At 49.5% G+C, this 21,343-nt stretch carries 16 protein-coding genes and 2 pseudogenes; 16 read left to right on the forward strand and 2 right to left on the reverse strand.

From position 1 onward, the window contains the following. The first annotated feature begins 678 nt into the window (after nt 1–678). Together rep and AYY17_RS07960 are read left to right on the forward strand one after the other, a co-directional pair. Complete coding sequence (gene rep / locus AYY17_RS07955) at nt 679–2,700, forward strand: DNA helicase Rep (RefSeq protein WP_067422795.1); 2,022 nt, start codon at nt 679–681, stop codon at nt 2,698–2,700. 27 nt (nt 2,701–2,727) lie between these two features. Beyond that, a complete protein-coding gene (locus AYY17_RS07960; RefSeq protein ID WP_067422797.1) occupies nt 2,728–2,949 on the forward strand; it encodes a DUF6500 family protein in 222 nt (73 codons plus the stop codon). A gap of 163 nt (nt 2,950–3,112) precedes the next feature. On the opposite strand, the gene gppA is transcribed toward AYY17_RS07960, so the two are convergent. Continuing rightward, nucleotides 3,113–4,621 (reverse strand): guanosine-5'-triphosphate,3'-diphosphate diphosphatase, encoded by a 1,509-nt coding sequence (gene gppA, locus AYY17_RS07965; RefSeq protein WP_067422799.1) that lies wholly within the window; start codon nt 4,619–4,621, stop codon nt 3,113–3,115. Nucleotides 4,622–4,629: 8 nt separating this feature from the next. After that, nucleotides 4,630–5,925, reverse strand: coding sequence for an ATP-dependent RNA helicase RhlB (gene rhlB, locus AYY17_RS07970; RefSeq protein ID WP_067422801.1), 1,296 nt, complete (start codon nt 5,923–5,925; stop codon nt 4,630–4,632). 119 nt (nt 5,926–6,044) lie between these two features. Here rhlB and trxA point away from each other — a divergent pair, with 119 nt between their 5' ends. From trxA to wecG, 14 genes and pseudogenes are all read left to right on the forward strand, one after another. After that, nucleotides 6,045–6,371, forward strand: coding sequence for a thioredoxin TrxA (gene trxA, locus AYY17_RS07975; RefSeq protein ID WP_067365408.1), 327 nt, complete (start codon nt 6,045–6,047; stop codon nt 6,369–6,371). Nucleotides 6,372–6,845: 474 nt separating this feature from the next. Then, a pseudogene (gene rho, locus AYY17_RS07980) lies at nt 6,846–8,106 on the forward strand (transcription termination factor Rho). Nucleotides 8,107–8,307: 201 nt separating this feature from the next. Continuing rightward, nucleotides 8,308–9,384 carry a UDP-N-acetylglucosamine--undecaprenyl-phosphate N-acetylglucosaminephosphotransferase gene (wecA, locus tag AYY17_RS07985; protein ID WP_067422803.1) on the forward strand — a complete coding sequence of 359 codons (1,077 nt, stop codon included), beginning with the start codon at nt 8,308–8,310 and terminating at the stop codon, nt 9,382–9,384. Nucleotides 9,385–9,412: 28 nt separating this feature from the next. After that, nucleotides 9,413–10,468, forward strand: a complete 1,056-nt coding sequence (gene wzzE, locus AYY17_RS07990) for an ECA polysaccharide chain length modulation protein (RefSeq protein WP_067422805.1) — start codon at nt 9,413–9,415, stop codon at nt 10,466–10,468. Between the two features lie 115 nt (nt 10,469–10,583). Then, nucleotides 10,584–11,714 (forward strand): non-hydrolyzing UDP-N-acetylglucosamine 2-epimerase, encoded by a 1,131-nt coding sequence (wecB, locus tag AYY17_RS07995; protein WP_067422807.1) that lies wholly within the window; start codon nt 10,584–10,586, stop codon nt 11,712–11,714. Next, nucleotides 11,711–12,972, forward strand: a pseudogene (gene wecC / locus AYY17_RS08000) (UDP-N-acetyl-D-mannosamine dehydrogenase). The gene wecB and the pseudogene wecC overlap by 4 nt, the downstream one beginning before the upstream one ends. Beyond that, nucleotides 12,963–14,042 (forward strand): dTDP-glucose 4,6-dehydratase, encoded by a 1,080-nt coding sequence (gene rffG, locus AYY17_RS08005; RefSeq protein ID WP_067422811.1) that lies wholly within the window; start codon nt 12,963–12,965, stop codon nt 14,040–14,042. The pseudogene wecC and the gene rffG overlap by 10 nt, the downstream one beginning before the upstream one ends. Before the next feature lie 9 nt (nt 14,043–14,051). Continuing rightward, nucleotides 14,052–14,933 (forward strand): glucose-1-phosphate thymidylyltransferase RfbA, encoded by an 882-nt coding sequence (gene rfbA / locus AYY17_RS08010; protein WP_067400811.1) that lies wholly within the window; start codon nt 14,052–14,054, stop codon nt 14,931–14,933. Continuing rightward, nucleotides 14,911–15,636, forward strand: a complete 726-nt coding sequence (gene rffC / locus AYY17_RS08015) for a dTDP-4-amino-4,6-dideoxy-D-galactose acyltransferase (protein ID WP_067422813.1) — start codon at nt 14,911–14,913, stop codon at nt 15,634–15,636. The genes rfbA and rffC overlap by 23 nt, the downstream gene beginning before the upstream one ends. Further along, nucleotides 15,623–16,753, forward strand: a complete 1,131-nt coding sequence (gene rffA / locus AYY17_RS08020; RefSeq protein ID WP_067422815.1) for a dTDP-4-amino-4,6-dideoxygalactose transaminase — start codon at nt 15,623–15,625, stop codon at nt 16,751–16,753. Before rffC ends, rffA begins: the two co-directional genes overlap by 14 nt. A 1-nt stretch (nt 16,754) precedes the next feature. Beyond that, nucleotides 16,755–18,005 (forward strand): lipid III flippase WzxE, encoded by a 1,251-nt coding sequence (gene wzxE / locus AYY17_RS08025; RefSeq protein WP_067422817.1) that lies wholly within the window; start codon nt 16,755–16,757, stop codon nt 18,003–18,005. Further along, a complete protein-coding gene (gene wecF, locus AYY17_RS08030) occupies nt 18,002–19,090 on the forward strand; it encodes a TDP-N-acetylfucosamine:lipid II N-acetylfucosaminyltransferase (protein ID WP_067422819.1) in 1,089 nt (362 codons plus the stop codon). Before wzxE ends, wecF begins: the two co-directional genes overlap by 4 nt. Continuing rightward, nucleotides 19,087–20,439: an ECA oligosaccharide polymerase gene (gene wzyE / locus AYY17_RS08035; protein WP_067422821.1), complete on the forward strand. Its 1,353-nt coding sequence runs from the start codon at nt 19,087–19,089 to the stop codon at nt 20,437–20,439. Before wecF ends, wzyE begins: the two co-directional genes overlap by 4 nt. Nucleotides 20,440–20,448: 9 nt before the next feature. Next, nucleotides 20,449–21,210, forward strand: a complete 762-nt coding sequence (gene wecG / locus AYY17_RS08040) for a lipopolysaccharide N-acetylmannosaminouronosyltransferase (protein ID WP_067422823.1) — start codon at nt 20,449–20,451, stop codon at nt 21,208–21,210. Nucleotides 21,211–21,343: the final 133 nt, after the last annotated feature.

Raw genomic sequence — 21,343 nt, forward strand, 5'->3', positions numbered from 1 at the left:
TATTTATCTTACCGGGCTACATAGTTTATCTATATTCCCTGTTTGTCTTCTTTTACCGCAGGTCTGCATCTTGAATGATGCCTGGTATAATCGATACAACATCATTCATTTTTTTAATACTAAGAAAAAAAACAGGATTAATGCAGATATTTGAGATGCTATATAAATAGCAATTCCGTATCCTGTATTTGAAAAGAATAAAAACAGAGATACTATGTATGCAGTATAAATTGGTGTGGTTACAATGAATCCATGCTTTATTGGTTGCTTTGATTTACATTCCCTGAGGCGGGCTATGACGAGTAATGAAAATAAAAAAAAATGAAAATAATAATATTATGCCGTATATTAATAATTGTCCCCATGCAGAGCTGATTCCATTCATCATTGTGTTTAATGTGAAATATAAAATAATTAAAAGAATAGTACATATAATAAATTGAAATCTGTTCAGACTACCTGATTTTAAAAATTCAACTAAAAACATTAAACGTTACTCCTGTAACTATTAAAAATTTAAAGTGGTACATCATTTTGTATATGTAATAATATAACTTAATTATACACAATGGTGTATTTCCATAAAGTGTTCTGTCGTGTATTTCCGGATTACACTTCCGCTGCCCCTTTCTGCTACAATCCCTCTCTGTTTCAGTATCTATCGGGTTAACAACGCGTATGAAATTAAATCCTGGTCAGCAGCAGGCCGTTGAATTTGTTCAGGGGCCGTGCCTTGTGCTTGCGGGTGCCGGCTCCGGCAAAACCCGGGTGATAACCAATAAAATTGCCCATCTTATCCGCAATGTGGGGTATCAGCCGCGCCAGATAGCGGCGGTCACTTTTACCAATAAAGCGGCGCGCGAAATGAAAGCGCGTGTGGCGCAAACCCTCGGGCGCAAAGAAGCCAAGGGGCTGATGATCTCGACATTCCATACCCTGGGACTGGAGATAATCAAGCGCGAATACAAAGCGCTGGGCATGAAACGCAATTTTTCCCTGTTTGACGATCAGGATCAGCTCGCATTACTGAAAGAGCTGACATTTGATAGTCTGGAAGAAGATAAAGAGCTTCTGCAACAGGTGATCAGTCAGATCTCAAACTGGAAAAATGCCCTGCTGACACCTGAGCAGGCAAAAGGGCAGGCGAAATCAGAGCGTGACCATACATTTGCGGAGTGCTACCGGCGTTATGAACTGCATTTAAGCAGCTGTAATGTTCTGGATTTTGATGATTTGATAACCAAACCGACGCTGCTTTTTGCGCGCGATGAAGAAGCGCGTGAACGCTGGCAACAGCGCATTCGTTATCTGCTGGTGGATGAGTATCAGGATACAAACACCAGTCAATATCAGCTGGTTAAATTACTGGTGGGCAAGCGTGCGTATTTCACCGTGGTCGGGGATGACGATCAGTCGATTTACTCCTGGCGCGGGGCGCAGCCCAAAAACCTCGTTTTGCTGAATGAGGATTTCCCTGAGTTACGAGTGATCAAACTGGAGCAAAATTACCGCTCCTCTGGCTGCATTCTGAATGCCGCGAATATTTTGATCGCCAATAACTCCCATGTGTTTGAAAAACGGTTGTTTTCTAATCTTGGTTATGGCGATCCGTTAAAAGTGATCGTGGCGAATAATGAAGATCATGAAGCGGAGCGCGTGGTCGGGGAATTGATCGCCCATCATTTTATCAATAAGACAGATTATAAAGATTACGCCATTTTATACCGCGGTAACCATCAGTCTCGGATCTTTGAAAAAATGTTGATGCAAAACCGGATCCCGTATCGGATCTCCGGCGGAACGTCATTTTTCTCCCGCCCTGAAATCAAAGATTTACTCGCTTATCTGCGGGTGCTGACCAACCGGGAAGATGACAGCGCATTCATGCGTATTGTGAATACCCCGCGCCGGGGAATTGGTCCGGCAACCATTCAGAAGCTGGGTGAATGGGCGAATGTGCGTGACAAAAGCCTTTATCAGGCCAGTTTTGACCTGGGACTGGAGCAGAGTCTTTCCGGTCAGGGGCTGGCGGCGCTGACAAATTTTACCGGCTGGCTGGCGGATGTGGAAAAATTAGTTGAGCGTGAGCCGCTGATTGCTGTACGTGACCTGCTGCACGGGCTGGATTATCAGAGCTGGCTGTTTGAAACCTCGGCAAGCCCGAAAGCGGCTGAGATGCGGATGAAAAATGTCGATCAGCTGTTCAGCTGGATGTCTGAAATGCTGGAAGGGGATGACCTGAACGAGCCGATGACACTGGCGCAGGTTGTCACGCGGTTTACCCTGCGCGATATGATGGAGCGCGGCGAAGAAGATGAAGCGCTGGATCAGGTTCAGTTGATGACGCTGCATGCGTCTAAAGGGCTGGAGTTTCCGCATGTTTTCCTGGTGGGGATGGAAGAGGGTATTTTACCGCATCAGTCCAGTATTGATGAAAACAATGTGGATGAAGAGCGGCGTCTGGCGTATGTGGGGATCACGCGGGCTCAGAAATCACTCTTTTTTACCCTGTGTCGTGAGCGGCGTCAGTATGGTGAACTTATCCGCCCTGAACACAGCCGCTTTCTGGACGAATTACCGCAGGATGATTTGCGCTGGGATGATGGTAAAAAGATAGTGAAAACAGCGGAAGAGAAACAGCAGACAGGTTTGCGCGGTGTTGCCGGGCTCAGAGCCATGCTGGCAAAAAACAAAGAATAAAACAAAGAATAAAACAGAGAAAAGCAGATGAGAGCATTACTGAGAGAAAAAATAATAACAGTATGTAATGATAAAATCCGCATGAAAGGTGAAAATGTAGGTCTTTCATTCTATGCTTTTTTTGCGAATAAGAATGATGATCCTGATTTACTTATGGAAGCCGCAACATGGTGGATTATGACCCATAAATTGGATCACTTTGAAAAAGCGCATAAAATTAAAGCCCTGGTACTGTCAGAAAACAGATAGCCAGGACTTTATACCCTTATTCATTCAAACTGCAGGTTCGTTGGCTTCACTCAGCTAGCTGGGTCACATACTGATGTATGCTCCCCGTCTATCTTCACTTGCCGCCTGCCTGCATCTTGAATGACGTTGGGTATAGCATCCACTACTCAATGTATGACCACTCTCAGCCATGAGTTGAGGGGGCTTGTTCTTCCAGCATCAGCGACCATTGTGCGTAACTTTGCCACTGAATTTCCTGCGAAAGTGCTTCGGCGCGCAGAGGGTGTGATTGCTGCCAGCCCGCGGGTAATGTCAGTATCAATCCTTCAGCAGCAGCACGGATACGCAATGACGGGAGAGTGTCATCGCGGCGGCGGCTGGCAAAAATAATCGCCAGACGCAGCAGACGGCACAGGCAGCCCGCTTCACGCGGTGTCAGTGCATTTTGTTGATTCAGTGAGTTGATATCCGCAGGTCCGCTCTGATTACGCAGCAGTACGGATAATAAGCGCCGCTGTGCCGGTGTGAATCCCGGCAGATCCAGATTACTGACCAGATACCCGGCATGTTCAGGTCCGTTGCGGAAATCCACACTCAGCCCGATTTCGTGGATGAGCGCGGCACTGCTGAGAAGCTCCCGGCAGCGGATATCTAATTGCCAGGCAGAAGAGACCTGGCGAAAGAAATGATCCGTCAGTTGCCGGACCCGTTCACCCTGGGCGATATCTATCTGAAAGCGTTCCTGAACATTTTTGAGTGTCCGGGTGCGGATATCCTGCTCAACAGGCAGATCCAGCATACCGTAAACCAGCCCTTCGCGCAGCGCACCACCCGCAAGTGTCATGCTGTCAATTCCGAGGGTTTCAAAAATGGCGATAAGGATAGCCAGGCCGCTCGGAAACACCAGCGCCCGCTCCAGTGTCAGCCCTTCAATCTCAAGCTCTTCCAGTTTGCCGCATTCAATCGCTTTATGCTTGAGCTGGCGCAGTTTTGCCAGGGTAATTTGTTCATTCATTCCCTGCGCTATCATGATTTCCTGAAGCGCCTGAACGGTGCCGGATGCTCCGACACACACCTGCCAGCCCTGTTCCAGCAGCACAGGTGCTACCGGCAGTATAATGTCACGGGCGGCCTGTTCAGCACCGGCAAAATTGTCGGTGGTAAGGGATCGGTCTGTGAAGTAACGCTCAAGCCAGGTGACACAGCCCATTTCCAGGCTGAACAGTGCTGTGGTTTTTGCACCGTGGCCGGTGACAAGTTCTGTGCTGCCGCCGCCGATATCCACTACCAGGCGTTTATCTGACCCGCCGGTAGTGTGAGCAACGCCCTGATAAATCAGGCGGGCTTCTTCTTCGCCCCGGATAACAGTCACCGGATGTCCGAGGATCTCCGATGCTGTTGCCAGGAATTCACCGGCATTTTTTGCCAGACGCAATGTGGCGGTTGCCACAATACGGATCTGAGAATCAGGAATATCCTGTAAATGTTCGGAAAACAGACGCAGGCACTGCCAGCCCCGCGCCATAGCCGCCGGTGACAGAATGTTATCTTTATCCAGCCCGGCTGCGAGACGGACTTTGCGTTTCACGCGGGACAGTACCTGGATGCTGCCGGCGACTTCCCGCACCACCAGCATGTGAAAGCTGTTGGAGCCTAAATCGATAGCAGCATAGAGCGAAGACGATCTCAGCATGGCGTCCTTCAGTGTTTGGTCCGGTTATTATTATGACGCGGTCCGTTGCTGTTACGGCGCGGCATATTCCGGCGGTTCTGACCTCCGCTTGTACGCGGCGGACGACGACGGCGTTTCGGTACCGGCAGTTCAGTCAGCAGTGCGTCACTGTTGTATTTACTGACCGGGATCGGGTGTCCGGTGTATTCTTCGATTCCCGGCAGATTCAGGGCATACTCTTCACAGGCTAAGCTGATAGAGTGACCACTTTCCCCGGCACGACCGGTACGGCCGATGCGGTGTACGTAATCTTCACAGTCATCCGGCAGGTCGTAGTTAAAGACATGGGTGACCAGCGGGATATGCAAGCCACGCGCCGCAACATCAGTTGCAACCAGGATATCAAGGTTACCGTTTGTGAAATCCTCAAGGATACGCAGACGTTTTTTCTGTGCCACATCACCGGTCAGCAGACCGACACGATGACCATCGGCAGCCAGATGAGCCCAGATATCTTCACAACGGTGTTTTGTGTTGGCGAAGATAATGCAGCGGTCAGGCCACTCTTCTTCCAGCAACGTCTGTAACAGACGCATTTTTTCTTCATTGGACGGATAGAACAGCTCTTCTTTGATCAGATGCCCGGTGCGCTGCTCCGGTTCAATTTCAATATATTCAGGGCTGTTCATTTGTTCGAATGCCAGTTCACGGACACGGTAAGACAGTGTCGCGGAGAACAGCAGGTTCATGCGCTGAGCACATGGCGGCATCTGGCGGAACAGCCAGCGGATATCTTTGATAAAACCAAGATCGTACATGCGATCGGCTTCATCAAGAACCACAACCTGGATAGCACTAAGGTCAAGGCGGCCCTGTTTGGCGAAATCAATTAAGCGGCCGGTGGTGCCGATAATCACATCGACGCCTTCTTCCAGCACTTTGATTTGTTTGTCGTAACCATCGCCGCCGTAAGCGAGCCCGGTTTTCAGTCCAGTGCTTTGTGAAAGCGGTTCGGCATCAGAGTGGATCTGAACCGCGAGTTCACGGGTCGGTGCCATAATCAGCGCACGCGGCTGATTAATTTTGCGGCCTTCCGGTGCCGGAGTTGTAAGAAGATGATGAAACGTTGACGTTAAGAATGCCAGCGTCTTCCCTGTTCCTGTTTGTGCCTGTCCTGCAACATCACGCCCGCTGATTGTCAGGGGGAGTGTCAGCGCCTGAATAGGCGTGCAATTAGAAAAGCCCTTTGAATCAAGTGCTTCTACTACTTTTGTATGCAAGGCGAAGTCAGAAAACTTCTTGTCTGTTAAATGTGTTTTGCTCATATTTAGATAGAATATCAGTTTAATGTTGCGTTACGGAAGCCTATCCGCTGAAATAGGCAAATCCTATCATTAGTTAGTGTTAAACTAATGGGGTATTGTATAAATCTTGGAGCTGAACAATGAGCGATAAAATTATTCACCTGACTGATTCCAGTTTTGAACAACTCGTGTTAAAAGCAACCGGCCCTGTACTTGTTGACTTCTGGGCGGCATGGTGTGGTCCTTGTAAAATGATTGCCCCTATTCTAGACGAAATCGCCGAAGAATATGCAGGGAAAATTACCATCACTAAACTGAATATTGATGATAACCCGCAGACCGCGCCTCAATACGGCATTCGTGGCATTCCCACGCTGCTGCTGTTTAAAGATGGCAGCGTGAAAGCGACCCAGGTTGGTGCAGTGTCTAAGACACAACTGAAAACGTTCATCGATAATAATATCTGATTGTTCATTTTAGTGCATATTATTAAGACGTCCGGGGGCGTGAACAAATTATCAGTGTTCACCCGCTGGACGTCTCGTCTGAAGCATGTTAAGTTAGCGCCAGCTAATCAGGTATTGTTTAAATTCTGCTGACAGCATAACATACTGACTACTCTGTAGTGTCTGAAAGTCTGTTATCTCCGGATACATCTTGGTATCCGATATACCGGTCACATTATCCGGTTATCCCTCGGAGATAAATCTAATTTGCGGGAATGTCACCCAATTTGTTCTCTCAAAATAGGATGTGTATCACATCTTGCCTTACGCCCGGTGTGCACAGTCAGTCTTGCAGGCGATTACGCGGAAATACACACAACAGTCGTATTAACCGTGAACATCGGTTCTGTAACAAATTAACCTGGTAACGCAGACGTTACCTTATTATTCACGTTCATAATCCGAGATACACCCCGAGTCAAAGAACCCACCATTATGAATCTTACCGAATTAAAGAATACGCCGGTATCAGACCTGATTACCCTTGGCGAAAACATGGGGCTTGAGAATCAGGCCCGTATGAGAAAACAGGACATCATCTTCTCTATCCTCAAGCAACATGCGAAGAGCGGAGAGGATATTTTCGGTGATGGCGTGCTGGAGATATTGCAGGATGGATTCGGATTCCTCCGCTCCGGTGACAGTTCATACCTCGCAGGTCCTGATGATATCTATGTTTCTCCAAGCCAAATCCGTCGTTTTAACCTCCGCACCGGTGATACCATTTCAGGTAAAATCCGTCCGCCGAAAGAAGGTGAACGTTACTTTGCGTTATTAAAAGTTAATGAAGTTAACTTTGATAAACCTGAAAATGCCCGTAACAAAATCCTGTTTGAAAACTTAACCCCGCTGCACGCAAACCGACGTCTGCGTATGGAACGCGGTAATGGTTCAACAGAAGATTTAACCGCCCGTGTTCTGGATCTGGCAGCGCCTATCGGCCGTGGCCAGCGTGGTCTTATCGTGGCACCGCCGAAAGCCGGTAAAACCATGTTGCTGCAAAATATTGCGGCAAATATCGCGCACAACTATCCTGATTGCGTTCTGATGGTACTGCTGATTGATGAGCGTCCGGAAGAAGTGACCGAGATGCAGCGTCTGGTAAAAGGCGAAGTAATTGCCTCTACGTTTGATGAGCCTGCGGCCCGTCACGTTCAGGTTGCTGAAATGGTTATCGAGAAAGCGAAACGTCTGGTTGAGCATAAAAAAAGACGTTATTATCCTGCTCGACTCCATTACGCGTCTGGCCCGTGCGTACAACACCGTTGTACCGTCATCCGGTAAAGTATTAACCGGTGGTGTGGATGCGAATGCCTTACATCGTCCTAAGCGTTTCTTTGGTGCGGCACGTAATGTGGAAGAGGGCGGAAGCCTGACCATCATCGCGACTGCACTGGTAGATACCGGATCGAAGATGGATGAAGTCATTTACGAAGAATTTAAAGGAACAGGTAATATGGAATTACACCTGTCCCGTAAAATTGCTGAAAAACGTGTTTTCCCTGCGATTGATTACAACCGCTCCGGTACACGTAAAGAAGAGCTGCTGACGACTCAGGATGAATTACAGAAAATGTGGATCCTGCGCAAAATTATCCATCCGATGGGTGAGATTGATGCAATGGAATTCCTGATCAATAAGCTGGCGATGACGAAGACGAACGAAGATTTCTTCGACTTTATGAAACGCTCGTAGCTTTTCGACGACACTTTATAACTAACGCCGCATGCAATGTGGCGTTTTTTTTTTACCGGTTATGTTTGAAACCCTTGCCTGATAGGGCGTGGTATGTTTCTTGCATGTATTATTTTGCCTGAAAATGGCAAGTTCTGCGCGGTGCTGTCAGCCGGCAGGGATAATAAAAAATAGCTGAAAAGGGTTGTTGTGAATCTCACTATGTTAACTGAACTCCTAATCATATTTGTATTCGCTACAGTAACGGTCTTTGTTGCCCGTAAAGCCGGTGTTGCTATCGGTTTGGTGGATAAACCCAATTACCGCAAAAAACATCAGGGGCTGGTTCCGCTGGTCGGCGGGATTTCTATCTTTATCAGTGTCTGTTTTGCGTTCCTCATCAGTGATGAGTTTATTGCACATAAATTTATTTACCTCGGTTGTGCGGCGCTGCTTGTTTTTGTGGGTGCGCTGGATGACCGGTTTGATATCAGTGTGAAACTGCGGGCCGGTATTCAGGCTGCAGTTGCTATCGTGATGATGGTGTTTGCCAACCTGAAGCTCGACAGCCTGGGTTATGCATTCGGTGGATGGGAGCTGACCCTCGGTCCGTTCAGTTATGTGCTGACACTGTTCGCGGTATGGGGCGCGGTAAATGCGTTCAATATGGTGGATGGTATTGACGGGCTGCTCGGCGGGCTTTCCTGTGTCTCTTTCGGCGCACTGGGCATTTTGTTTGCGCTGAGCGGTAACAGTGGTCTGGCGTTTTGGTGCTTTACCTTTATTGTCGCGATCCTGCCATATATCTGCTTTAACTTAGGGCTGTTCGGTCGTCGTTTTAAAGTCTTTATGGGGGATGCGGGCAGTACATTGATCGGCTTTACGATTATCTGGTTACTGACATCCGCATCACAGGGCGCGGAGCCGCATGCGATTAATGCGGTTACGGCACTGTGGATTATTGCTATTCCGCTGATGGACATGGTGGCAATCATGTACCGCCGTCTGCGCAAAGGAATGAGTCCGTTCTCACCGGATCGCCAGCATATTCATCATCTGATCATGCGTTCCGGGTTTACGTCCCGCGAATCTTTTGTGGTAATAACCCTGGCGGCAGCAGTATTAGCCGCAATTGGTATTGCCGGACAGGTGCTCAGCTTTGTCCCTGAATGGGTGATGTTGGCACTGTTCTTGCTTGCTTTTATTATGTATGGCTACTGCATTAAACGCGCCTGGAAAGTCGCCCGTTTTATCAAACGCCACAGACGCCGTATGCGTCGCAAATCGGCCACACACTAAATTTTTAACCACAGAGGCTCGTGTTGATATGCGTTCAGAAAATAATCCGGACCCGCAACAAACGCAGTATGACCAGGAATTAGATATCCGCGCGCTGTTTGTTTCATTGTGGCGCGGCAAGGTATGGATAGTCGGTATTGCCGTTGTGTTTGCGCTGGTATCTCTGGGTGCCAGTTACTTTATGCAGCAAAAATGGAACTCGACGGCGATCACTGATTATCCGACAGTTAATAATTTAGGCGGATATTATTCGCAGCAGCAATTTATGCGCAATCTGGATAACCATCTGAATGCGGCTCAGGAATCGGCAGCATTACTGCCTATCCCGAATGAAGCTTACCAGGAATTTATTACTCAGGCGGCCTCTTATGATACCCGCCGTGATTTCTGGTTACAGACGGATTATTACAAATCCCGCATGGAAAATGATGCCAAAGCCGATGCCGCACTACTGGATGAGATGATTAATAACATCACGCTAATCCCGCGTGATGATACTAAAAAACTGGTTAATGACACGCTGACATTAACCGCGGAATCTGCGGAAGAGTCAGCCACATTGCTGCGCCAGTATATTGATTTTGCCAGCAACCGTGCAGCTCTGAACCTGAATGATGAACTGAAAGGCGCGTGGGCAACCCGCACTCAGTCACTGAAAGCACTGGTGAAGCGTCAGAAAATGGTGGCGGAATCACTTTATCAGCGTGAAACCGGTCTGCTGAAAAATGCACTTATGACTGCACAAAAACAGGGTATCAGCCGCAGCCAGACAGATGTTCCTGTTAATGAACTGCCGAAATCACAGCTCTTTTTATTAGGCACACCAATGTTGCAGGCACGCCTGGAAACGCTGGAAGCCGCCGGGCCTGATTTTGATAAAGACTATGAGCAAAATATCGCCATGTTAGCGACACTGAATGTCGGTCCGACACTGGATGACAATTTCCGTGCATATCGCTACCTGCGTACACCGGATGAGCCAATCAAGCGTGACAGTCCGCGCCGTGCGTTTATGATGATTATGTGGGGCTTTATCGGTGCGCTGGCGGGAGCCGGTGTGGCATTAGCCCGTCGTCGTCCGTAGTTGTGATAGTTGCAGAAGAAATAACCGGCCGGAAACCTGTGTTCCGGCCAGTTTTAAGGCGGGAAACCGCCACCGGCTTAATGCCGGATATCATATAAAATAAAAGAGAATCTCAGTGAAAGTATTGACTGTATTTGGTACCCGCCCTGAAGCCATCAAAATGGCTCCGCTGGTACATGCGCTGGCCGCAGATAACGCTTTTGAAGCAAAAGTCTGTGTCACCGCGCAACATCGTGAAATGCTGGATCAGGTCTTACACCTTTTTGAGATCACACCTGATTATGATCTCAATATTATGCGCCCGGGGCAGGATTTAACCGATATCACCTGTCATATTCTTGAAGGGCTGAAACCGGTTTTTGCCGATTTTAAACCTGATGTCGTTCTGGTGCACGGCGACACAGCAACAACTATGGCGACCAGCCTGGCGGCGTTCTATCACCGCATCCCGGTCGGACACGTAGAAGCCGGTCTGCGTACCGGAAATCTCTACTCGCCATGGCCGGAAGAGGCCAACCGGAAAATAGCCGGACATCTGGCGATGTATCATTTTGCGCCCACTGAAAACTCGCGTGAAAACTTACTGCGTGAGGGGATAAACGGCAGTCATATTTTTGTCACCGGTAACTCGGTGATTGATGCGCTGTTATCTGTCCGTGACCGTATCATGCAGGATAAAAATTTGCTGGATCAACTGGATGCGAAGTATCCGTTTATCGACAGCAGCAAAAAAATGATCCTTGTGACCGGTCACCGCCGTGAAAGTTTTGGTGATGGTTTTGAGCGGATTTGTCATGCGCTGGCTGAAATCGCCACCGCACATCCTGAAGTCCAGATTGTGTACCCGGTCCACCTCAATCCGAATGTGAGTGAGCCGGTAAAACGTATTCTGCATGACATCAGCAATATTGTTTTAATCAGCCCACAGGATTACCTTCCTTTTGTGTATCTTATGAACCATGCTTATATGATCCTGACCGACTCCGGTGGTATCCAGGAAGAAGCACCATCATTAGGTAAACCAGTTCTGGTGATGCGTGACACCACCGAGCGTCCGGAAGCAATTGACGCGGGTACTGTTCGTTTAGTCGGCACAAAAACCGACACTATCGTTCGTGAAGTAACACGATTGCTGACCGATCCGGCGGCTTATCATGAGATGAGCCGTTCACATAACCCGTACGGGGACGGAAAAGCGTGCCAGCGTATTCTTGAAGCATTGAAAAACAATCAGGTGACATTATGAGTTTTGAAACTATTTCTGTTGTCGGTCTGGGTTACATCGGTTTGCCAACAGCGGCAGCATTTGCTTCCCGTCAGAAAAAAGTGTTGGTGTGGATGTGAACCAGCATGCGGTTGATACCATTAATCGTGGTGAAATTCATATCGTGGAGCCGGATTTAGGCGCAGTCGTGAAAACGGCCGTTGAAGGCGGTTTCCTGAAGGCCTTTACCAAACCACAGCCTGCGGATGCGTTCCTGATTGCAGTTCCGACCCCGTTTAAAGGGGATCATGAGCCTGATCTGATCTTTGTTCAGTCAGCGGCAGAATCTATTGCGCCGGTACTGAAAAAAGGGGATTTGGTGATTCTGGAATCCACCTCTCCGGTCGGTGCGACTGAGCAGATGGCAGAATGGCTGGCGGCAGCCCGCCCGGATCTGACTTTCCCTCAGCAGGCCGGTGAAGATGCAGATATTGATATCGCCTATTGCCCTGAGCGTGTACTGCCGGGTCAGGTAATGGTTGAACTGATTAAAAATGACCGCGTTGTCGGCGGCATGACAGCAAAATCCTCAAAACGCGCCAGCGAACTGTATTACATCTTCCTGGAAGGGGAGTGTGTAATCACTAACGCGCGTACGGCTGAAATGTGCAAACTGACTGAAAACAGCTTCCGCGATGTCAATATTGCATTTGCCAATGAATTATCACTGATTTGTGCCGACCAGGGCATCAACGTCTGGGAGCTGATCAGTCTGGCAAACCGCCATCCGCGCGTGAATATCTTACAGCCGGGTCCGGGTGTGGGCGGACACTGTATCGCAGTTGACCCGTGGTTTATCGTGGCGCAGAACCCGAAACAGGCGCGTCTGATCCATACCGCGCGTCTGGTTAACGACGGCAAACCGCTGTGGGTTATCGACCAGGTGAAAGCCGCTGTTGCTGATTGCCTGACAGAAACCGGCAAACGTGCAAGTGAAGTGACCATTGCCTGCTTTGGTCTGGCATTTAAACCAAACATTGATGATTTACGTGAAAGCCCGGCTGTTCATGTCACTAAAATGGTGGCTGAGTGGCATGCAGGGAAAACCCTGGCGGTTGAACCGAATGTTCACGAACTGCCGAATAAGCTGAAAGGGCTGGCGGAGCTGACATCAATCGATAAAGCGATTGCTGACGCGGATATTATTTTGCTGCTCGTTGATCACACACCGTTTAAAAATATTCCGGGCAGCCAGATCCCGCAGAAATGGATCATCGACACCAAAGGAGTATGGCGTTGAAACGAATTTTAGTGACAGGCGGAGCCGGTTTTATCGGCTCTGCTGTTGTTCGTCATATTATCGGTGATACAGCTGACAGTGTTGTTGTGGTTGATAAACTGACCTACGCCGGGAACCTTGAGTCCCTGGCGCCGGTCGCTGATGATGCACGCTATGCCTTTGAACAGGTTGATATTTGTGATCGCGCGGCACTTGACCGTGTGTTTGCTCAGTATCAGCCTGATGCGGTGATGCATCTGGCAGCCGAAAGTCATGTTGACCGCTCCATTGATGGTCCGGCTGATTTTATCGAAACTAACATTGTGGGCACTTACACACTGTTGGAGGCCGTCCGTCATTACTGGCAGGCGCTGGATGCAGAGAAAAAATCCGCTTTCCGTTTTCATCATATCTCCACTGATGAAGTGTATGGCGACCTGGAAGGGCCGGACGGCTTTTTCACGGAAACCACACCGTATGCACCGAGCAGCCCGTATTCCGCATCCAAAGCGTCCAGTGACCATCTGGTACGCGCCTGGCTGCGGACTTACGGCTTGCCGACCATTATTACCAACTGCTCAAATAATTACGGACCGTATCACTTTCCGGAAAAACTGATCCCGCTGGTGATCCTCAATGCGATTTCCGGTAAACCGCTGCCGGTTTACGGCAAAGGCGAACAGATCCGCGACTGGCTGTTTGTGGATGACCATGCGCGCGCACTCTATACGGTTGTTACACAGGCAAAAGTTGGCGAAACCTACAATATCGGCGGTCATAATGAGCGCAAGAATATTCAGGTTGTCGAAACCATCTGTTCACTACTGGAAGAGCTGTATCCTCAAAAGCCTGCCGGTGTTGCTCAGTACCGCGATTTAATCACTTATGTGACTGATCGCCCGGGCCATGACCTGCGCTACGCGATTGATGCCGATAAAATTGAGCATGACCTTGGCTGGCGTCCGCAGGAAACCTTTGAGTCCGGGATCCGCAAAACCGTGGAATGGTATCTGAATAATGAAACCTGGTGGCGCCGGGTGCAGGACGGCTCTTATGCCGGACAGCGCCTCGGGCTGGAAAGTGATAAGTAAGAGGCTGATATGAAAGGTATTATTCTGGCTGGTGGTTCCGGTACCCGGTTGCATCCTATCACCCGTGGTGTGTCGAAACAGCTGCTGCCGATTTACGACAAGCCGATGATTTATTATCCGCTGTCCGTTCTGATGCTCGCGGGGATCCGCGAAGTGCTGATTATTTCAACACCGGAAGATTTGCCGTCGTTCCGCCGTCTGCTGGGTAATGGTGATCAGTTCGGGATCTCGCTCAGCTACGCGGAACAGCCATCTCCGGATGGCCTGGCGCAGGCGTTTATCATTGGTGAAGAGTTTATCGGTGATGACACATGCAGCCTGGTGCTGGGTGATAACATCTTCTTTGGTCACGCGTTCAGTCCGAAACTGAAAACTGTTGCTGCCCGCACACAGGGCGCGACTGTCTTTGGCTATCAGGTTATGGATCCGGAACGTTTTGGTGTGGTGGAGTTTGATGATGAATTCCGCGCGCTCTCTATTGAAGAGAAACCGGCACAGCCAAAATCCAACTGGGCAGTAACCGGACTTTATTTCTATGATAATCAGGTGGTTGATATCGCGAAACAGGTGAAACCCTCGGAGCGCGGCGAACTGGAAATCACCAGTATCAACCAGATGTATCTGGAGCGCGGTGAACTGAATGTCGAGCTGCTGGGACGCGGGTTTGCGTGGCTGGATACCGGCACACACGACAGCCTGATCGAGGCCAGCACCTTTGTACAGACAGTCGAGAAGCGCCAGGGCTTTAAAATTGCCTGCCTGGAAGAGATTGCATGGCGCAACGGCTGGCTGAGTGATGAACAGGTGGCTGAGTCCGCCCGTCAGCTGGCGAAAACCGGTTATGGTCAGTATCTGAAGAATTTACTCCATGTCCGTCCGCGCCAGTATTGAGTTACTCGCATGGGAAAGTGACTTTTTTGCCCTGAAAACGGCAAAACTGGCGCTTTCCCCGGATGCTGCTCCCCTGACAGTCGCAGATTTCGCGCCGTATGATCTGGTGCAGGCAAAAATTACCACCGGCGACCTGAATGCGCTGGATGGTTTATCCGCACTGGGGTTTTCCTTAGCAGAAAGTGAAGTGGATTTTGCGCTGAACGTGAAGGCTGGCACAGAAAATGCAGTGTCTTACGGACCGCTGTGTTATGCCGTCAGTGATGATATCACGGTCATAAAAGCAGCGGCGGCACAGGTATTTGCACAGAGCCGCTTTCGTGCCCCCTGGTATCAGCCGGACGACAGCGCCCGGTTCTATGCGACCTGGGCGGAAAAAGCGGTACTGGGTACGTTTGATAAAGATTGCCTGCTGGTTCGTAATGAAAAGAATGAAACAGCCGGATTTGTCACACTGCGCAAACCGGACGAACAGAGCGCCCGCATAGGTCTGCTGGCGGTACTGCCGGGCAATCAGGGTCAGGGAATTGGCCTGAAATTAATGTCGGCGGCGCAACAGTGGTGTGCTGAACATCACTGCCGTGTATTACGGGTTGCAACACAGCTCAGTAATCTTGCGGCAATGCGCCTTTATACAAAAAGCGGCGGTACGATTGACAGTACAGCCTATTGGTTATACCGAGGATGCAATGATTCCATTTAATAAACCACCTGTAGTCGGCACTGAAGTTGGGTATATGCAGCAGGCCATGACCAGCGGCAAGTTGTGTGGTGACGGACAGTTCACCAAAAAATGTGAAGAATGGATGGAAAAACGGTTTGGCAGCGCTAAAGTCCTGCTGACACCATCCTGTACTGCATCATTGGAAATGGCAGCTATTCTGCTGGATATTCAGCCGGGTGATGAAATCATCATGCCGAGCTACACCTTTGTATCAACCTCGAACGCCTTTGTACTGCGTGGCGCGACAGTGGTATTTGTGGATATCCGCCCGGATACCATGAATATTGATGAAACCAAAATCGAAGCAGCAATCACAGATAAAACCAAAGCGATTGTGCCGGTACATTATGCGGGCGTGGCCTGTGAAATGGACACCATCATGGCACTGGCGAAGAAATATAACCTGTATGTGGTGGAAGATGCCGCACAGGGCGTGATGTCGACTTATAAAGGCCGTGCGCTGGGGTCAATTGGTCATATCGGCTGTTACAGCTTCCATGAAACCAAAAACTATTCTTCCGGTGGTGAAGGCGGAGCAACGCTGATTAATGACCCTGCGATGATCCCGCGTGCAGAAATTATCCGTGAGAAAGGCACCAACCGCAGCCAGTTCTTCCGTGGTCAGGTGGATAAATACACCTGGCGTGATATCGGCTCCAGCTATCTGATGTCTGACTTACAGGCCGCTTATCTGTGGGCGCAACTGGAAGAAGCGGAAAAAATTAATGAGCGCCGCCTGGCATTCTGGCAGATTTACTACGATGCCCTGACACCGCTGGCGGAAGATGGATTACTGGCACTGCCGGTAGTACCTGAAGGCATGGAGCAGAATGCACACATGTTCTACATCAAGCTGAAAGATGTGGAAGAGCGCACTGCATTTAATGAATTTATGAAGTCCCATGATGTATTGACGGTATTCCATTATGTGCCGCTGCACAGCTGTCCGGCAGGGGTGGAATTCGGGCGTTTCCATGGTGAGGATATCTTTACCTCCCGTGAAAGTGATCGCCTGGTGCGCCTGCCGATGTTCTACAACATGAAAGAAGACGAGCAGCAAACTGTGATCCGTCTGATTAAGGATTTCTTCGCGTAATATGTCTTTAGCCAGAGCATCAATCTGGACGGCCGGCTCCACCCTGATCAAAATCGGGGCGGGGCTGTTAGTCGTCAAACTGCTGGCACTGGCCTACGGCCCGTCCGGTATCGGGCAGGCGGGGAACTTCCGCCAGTTGGTTACGGTTCTCGGCGTGCTGTCCGGTGCCGGTATTTTTAACGGTGTCACAAAATATATTGCCGAGCACCATGAGGACGCTGATAAGCGCCGGGCAATACTAGGCACGTCATCGACTATTATTCTGCTTTTTTCGACCCTGCTGGCGATTATTTTCCTGCTGTTCAGCGCGCAAATCAGTGTGCTGCTGTTCGGACACGATTCATATCGTGAAGTTATCGTTGCGGTGGCTTTTATTCAGATGGGAATTGGTTACGCTAACTATTTCCTTGCTATTTTAAAAGGTTACCGTGATGCCAGCGGCAATGCTCTTGCGATTGTGGCAGGCAGCCTGATTGGTGTGGCGGCGTATTATCTGTGCCTGCGGCTGTGGGGTTACGGCGGCGCACTGGCGGGGCTTGCACTGGTGCCTGCGCTGATTATTTTTCCGGCGCTGATTATTATGCTGCGCCGTAAACGCTTCCCGCTGTCAGATTTGAAACCGGCCTGGGATCGCGCAATTGCCTCACATCTGGGAAAATTTACCCTGATGGCGCTGATGACGGCGGTAACACTGCCGGTCGCTTATATCCTGATGCGAAACCTGCTGGCGGACCGCTACAGCTGGGATGCGGTAGGGATGTGGGTTGGCGTCACCAGTATTTCAGATGCGTATTTACAGTTTATTACGGCATCATTTTCTGTCTACCTGCTGCCGACACTGGCGCGTTTACAGGAAAAAACAGCGATCCGCCGCGAAATTATAAAATCACTGAAATTTGTATTACCTGCTGTGGCAGTCGCGAGTTTTATGGTCTGGCTGCTGCGGGATTTTGCTATCTGGCTGCTGTTTTCTGACCAGTTTACCGGAATGCGGGAACTGTTCGCATGGCAGCTTGCCGGCGATGTACTGAAAGTGGGTGCGTATGTGTTCGGATATCTGGTCATTGCCAAAGCCGCACTGCGGTTTTATATCCTCACTGAGGTGACGCAGTTTGCGTTACTGACGCTGTCCGCATACTGGCTTATCCCTGCACATGGCGCTGTCGGCGCGGCGCAGGCGTATATGGTGACTTATATTATCTACTTCCTTTTGTGTTGTAGCGTATTTCTGATCTATTGCAGGCGAGCATGATAACTTTAATTCACGTTTTAGGATCTGATATCCCGCACCATAACCAAACCGTGCTGCGCTTCTTCAATGATGTGCTGGCACCTGCACTGCCGCGTGATGAAATGCCTGAATTTATGGTCGTTTCCACCGCCGGACAGCTTCTGGCGCAATATCCCAACCTGGAACTGGATATCTATCCGGATAAAAAAAGCCTGGCAAATGCAGTCACCGTAAAAGCAAAACGTGACCGGCAGTGCCGCTTTTTCTTTCATGGTCAGTTTAATGCCCTGATCTGGCTGGGATTACTGTTCGGAAAAATTAAACGCCATCAGTTTTTCTGGCACATCTGGGGGGCAGATTTATATGAAGATTCCCGCCAGCTTAAATTCAGACTGTTTTATCATCTGCGCCGCCTGGCTCAAAAGCGTGTCGGGCATGTCTTCGGGACCTGCGGGGATTTAAATTACTTTGAACAGTTCCGCCCGCAGGTGCCGGGAGATTTACTCTATTTCCCGACCCGCATGGACCCGTCTCTGACTGTGTTAACACCACCGGAGCCACGTAGTGATGATAATGTCATGATCCTGCTGGGTAACTCGGGTGATCGCTCAAATCGTCATACAGAGGCGCTGACACGCATTCATGCGCAGTTTGGTGATAAGGTAAAGATTATTATTCCGATGGGATACCCGGAAAATAACAGTGCTTATATTGCCGAAGTTGAAGAGTTTGCAGAGAAACTGTTTTCTTCACAACAAGTTGACATTCTGAAAGATAAAATAGACTTTGATGTTTATCTCAATCAACTGAGACAGTGCGACCTCGGCTATTTTATCTTTAACCGCCAGCAGGGTATCGGCACACTTTGTCTGCTGATCCAGTTTGGTATTCCGTTTGTTATCAGCCGCCAGAACCCGTTCTGGCAGGATATGACAGAGCAACAGGTACCGGTTCTGTTTTACGGGGATGACCTGACTCCGGCTGTTGTTGCACAGGCGCGTGAGCAACTGTTTGCGCTCGACCGTGAGAAAATTGCCTTTTTCAGCCCGAACTTTGTTCAGGGCTGGGAGCGTGCGCTGACCCTTTCGCAGGAGAAAAAGGCATGAGCCAGTTTGATTTTATCGGGCTGTTTACCGTCTGGTTTATCTCACTGACGTTCATCCTGCTGCTGACTTACCGGGAGTTCCGGCGGGTTCGTTTCAATTTTAATATCTTCTTTTCCCTGCTTTATCTGCTGACATTCTATTTTGGCTTCCCGTTTACGTTTACGCTGGTTTTTCAGTTTGATGTGCAGGTGGTGCCGGCTTCCTCGTTGCTGCAGGCGTTGCTGGCATCCACCAGTTTCTATGCTATTTATTATGTGGCATATAAAACCCGGCTGCGCAAAACAGAATCAGCGGGCAGCCGTCCGTTATTCAGCATGAATAAAACAGAAACAAACCTGACCTGGATGTTGCTGGCAGCGATTGCCATCGGTACCGCCGGGATTTTCTTTATGGAAAACGGGTTGTTGTTGTTCAAGCTGAAAACCTACAGCCAGATTTTCTCAAGCCAGGTCACCGGCGTGGCATTAAAGCGCTTTTTCTATTTCTTCATCCCCGCCATGCTGGTGGTGTTCTTCCTGAAACCGACCTTTAACCGCTGGATTGGCTTCCTGATAGCGACAGTGGCATTCGGGATTATGACTTACGTGATTGTCGGCGGAACCCGCGCCAATATCATTATTGCGTTTGCACTTTTCCTGTTTATCGGGATTGTCCGCGGCTGGATCTCATTGTGGATGCTGGTCAGCGCCGGTGTGTTCGGTGTGGTGGGTATGTTCTGGCTGGCGCTCAAACGCTACAGTCTGGATGTCAGCGGCGCAGAAGCCTTTTATACCTTCCTCTATCTGACCCGTGATACTTTTTCGCCGTGGGAAAACCTCGGCTTGCTGCTGGATAACTACGACAAAATTGAGTTTCAGGGGCTGGCGCCGATTATCCGTGATTTCTATGTCTTTATCCCCGCTTGGCTGTGGCCTGACCGCCCGGATACTGTGTTGAATGCGGCAAACTATTTTACCTGGGAAGTACTGAATAACCATTCCGGGCTGGCGATTTCTCCGACCCTGATAGGCTCTCTGGTGGTTATGGGCGGGTTCTGGTTTGTTCCGCTTGGTGCGGTGGTGGTCGGATTAATTATTAAATGGTTTGACTGGCTCTATGTTCAGGGACAGCGGGAAACGAACCGTTATAAAGCGGCTATCCTGCATGCATTTTGTTTCGGTGCGATATTTAACATGATTGTACTGGCCCGCGAAGGAATGGATTCATTTGTTTCCCGCGTGGTATTTTTCTGTCTTATTTTTGGTTTTTGTCTTGTGGTGGCGAAATTACTGTACTGGCTGTTCGAAGTGGCCGGGGTCATCCGTCATTATGTGATTTCACAGGGCAAACGCACCCGTCTTTCATCGTAAGGAATGAGTATGGAACCGTTATCAGCTGATGCCGGCAGCACGGAACAAATCCCGCAATACAGTATCCGTAATTACCCGATTTGGGGATTCCGCGATCAGGCGCACTTTCTGAATTATTTGTTTGCGGACGGGCAGATCAAACGCGGAACACTGGTGGCAATGAATGCCGAGAAAGTGATGACTGCAGAACAGGACGAGGCACTGAATACACTGCTGAGCAATGCAGAGTATCTGTACGCTGACGGCATCAGTATTGTCCGTGCGATACGCCGTAAATACCCGCAGGCGGTGGTTTCCCGTATTGCCGGTGCTGATTTATGGGAAGCGCTGATAGCGCGTGCCGGGCAGGAAAACACGCCGGTCTTTCTGGTCGGCGGTAAACCGGACGTTCTGGCGGAAACAGAGGCTAAGCTGAAAGCACAGTGGAATGTGAACCTGGCCGGTACTCAGGACGGATATTTTACCCCGGAGCAGCGTGATGCCCTGTTTGAGCGCATCCGTGACAGCGGGGCAAAGATTGTGACTGTCGCCATGGGATCGCCGAAACAGGAAATCTTTATGCGTGATTGCCGTAAGGTTCATCCGGACGCCCTTTATATGGGCGTAGGCGGCACCTACGACGTGTTTACCGGACATGTGAAGCGTGCGCCTAAAGTATGGCAGAATATGGGGCTGGAGTGGCTTTACCGCTTGTTATCGCAGCCAACCCGCTTTCGCCGTCAATTTAAATTGCTGAAGTTTCTTGGTTATTATTACGGAAATAAACTGTAAACAGGGCATTTCAGGGGGCTTTTTACGGAAAAACGCTCTCTTTCTCAGCGAAACGGATAAAGACTGAGCAAACGATACATTTGTGAAAAAAAGCACTGGACAGATTATAGAGAAATCCGTACTATTCTTTCCC

The sequence above is a fragment of the Morganella psychrotolerans genome, from assembly GCF_001676055.1.
Lineage (GTDB): Bacteria > Pseudomonadota > Gammaproteobacteria > Enterobacterales > Enterobacteriaceae > Morganella > Morganella psychrotolerans_B.